Origin of the sequence: Streptomyces synnematoformans, from assembly GCF_039531005.1 — a bacterium.
Classification (GTDB): Bacteria; Actinomycetota; Actinomycetes; order Streptomycetales; family Streptomycetaceae; genus Streptomyces; species Streptomyces synnematoformans.
Genome location: NZ_BAAAPF010000601.1, coordinates 1 through 1,916, shown reverse-complemented (window position 1 = coordinate 1,916; position 1,916 = coordinate 1). Strand labels below are relative to the sequence as shown.

Genomic DNA, 1,916 nt, shown 5'->3' with positions numbered 1-1,916 from the left:
CCTCGCGCACCCGCTGCTGGGCGACTCCGAGGGCGACGGGCCCGCCGGCGGCCCCCGTGCGCGCCGGGACCCCGGCGAGGGGGCCGCGCCGCACCCCGAGGCCGAACGCGCCTGGCGGGTACGGGTCCGCGCCCCCGACGCGGCCGCCCCCGCGATCCACGTCGCCGGCGGGACGGTCCTCGTCCACGGCGGCGACGAGGGCGGCGTGCGGGCCCTCGACCCGCGTACGGGCGACGAGTTGTGGCGGCGCCGCTGGGGTTCGGGCGCGGACGGCGAGTTCGCCGCCGGAGACGGCACGGCGTACCTGGTCGGCCCGGACGGGGCCGAGAAACAGCGGGTGCGGGCCCTCGACCCCGCCTCGGGCGGCGAACGCTGGACGCACCGGCGGGAGTTCGGGTTCGTGCACGCCGTGGCCGCCGCCGACGGGCTCACCTACGTCGGGGCCGACGGCGTCGTCGCCCTCGACACCCGCGGCGGCGGGCGGCGCTGGACCGCGGAGACGACGGCCTTCTCCTTCACCACCGGCTCCGGGTTCGTGCTCGCCGCCGACGGCGAGTCGGTCACCGCCCTCGACGCCGCCGGCGGCGACCGGCGCTGGCGGCACCCGGCCGAGGACACCACCGCCGTCCTCGCCTCGGACGGCCTCGCCTTCGTCTGCGACGCGTACCTCCGCCTCGTCGCCCTCGCCGCCGAGGACCGCACGGTCGTCTGGGAGCAGCGGATGACGTATCCCAGCACCGTCCACGCCGCCGGCGGCGGCCTGCTCTACGTCAGCGAGCCGAACGGCCACCTCCGCGCGCTGCGCGCGGACACCGGCGACCTCGCCTGGTCGCGGTCGAGCACCCGGTTCCTCGGCCTCGCCGGCGGTGCGGTCCACGTCTGGGCCGGCGGTTCGGGGGGCGGGGCCGGCAACGGCACCGCGGCCTCCGGCCGGCGGCTGTACGCTCTGGATCCGGCCGACGGCGGCGTGTTGTGGACGTACGCCGGCGCCGAGCCCGCCGGCGGCCGCACCGCACACGCCGCCGGACTGGTGTTCGCCGGTCTGGCGAACGGGTACGTAGAAGCCCTCAGACCCCCCACCGCACGTCGGCCGAACGGAGGCACGAGTGGAGCCCCTTGAGCACGACGACCCCCGCTCGCTGGGAGGGCACCGCATCCTGGCGCGCCTCGGCAGCGGCGCCACGGCCGTCGTCTACCTCGGCCGCTCCCGCGGCGGCCGGCTGGTGGCCGTGAAGGTCGTGCACGCCGAGCGGGCGCGCCGGCCGGAGGCCCGGGACCACTTCATGCGCGAGGTGGCCGCCACCGCCGCCGTGGGCGGGGTGCACAGCCCGCCGGTCGTCGGCGCGGACCCCGGCGGCCGGGTGCCGTGGATGGCGACGGAGTTCGTGCCGTCCGTCCCGCTGCACGAGGCGGTGGAGCGGTTCGGCCCGCTGCCCGGCCCCTCGGTCCGCCGGCTGGCCGCCGGGCTCGCGGAGGCGCTGGTCGCGGTGCACCGCGCCGGGGTCGTACACCGGGACGTCAAGCCGGCCAACGTGCTGCTCACCGCCGACGGGCCCAAGCTCGTCGACTTCGGCATCGCCGCCGCCGCACAGCCCGCGGCTCTCGCGGGCACGCCCGGCTTCATGTCGCCCGAGCAGGTCGCCGGCGCCCCGGCCGGGCCGGCGTCCGACGTGTACTCGCTGGGCTCGACGCTCGCGTACGCCTACGCCCGCGCCGGGACCGGGGACGACGCGCCCCCCGGCTCCGACCCCGACCCCGACGACGCCGCCCTGCGCACGCTCATCGCCGACTGCCGCCGCCTTGATCCCGCCGAACGCCCGACGCCCGCGGAGCTCGGCGAACGCCTCGCCCGTGACCCCGGGCCGGCCTCACCGCCCGCCACCTGATCACCCAACACGGCACACGCCACCTCCTGC

Annotated in this window: 2 protein-coding genes; both read left to right on the top strand. The window is 78.7% G+C overall.

The features are described 5' to 3' along the window. On the top strand, positions 1 to 1,120 hold a 1,120-nt coding region (locus ABD317_RS36425), incomplete at its 5' end, for an outer membrane protein assembly factor BamB family protein (RefSeq protein ID WP_344296269.1). After that, positions 1,107 to 1,886 carry a serine/threonine-protein kinase gene (locus ABD317_RS36420; RefSeq protein ID WP_344296266.1) on the top strand — a complete coding sequence of 260 codons (780 nt, stop codon included), beginning with the start codon at positions 1,107 to 1,109 and terminating at the stop codon, positions 1,884 to 1,886. The genes ABD317_RS36425 and ABD317_RS36420, both read left to right, overlap by 14 nt. The last annotated feature ends 30 nt before the right edge of the window (positions 1,887 to 1,916 follow it).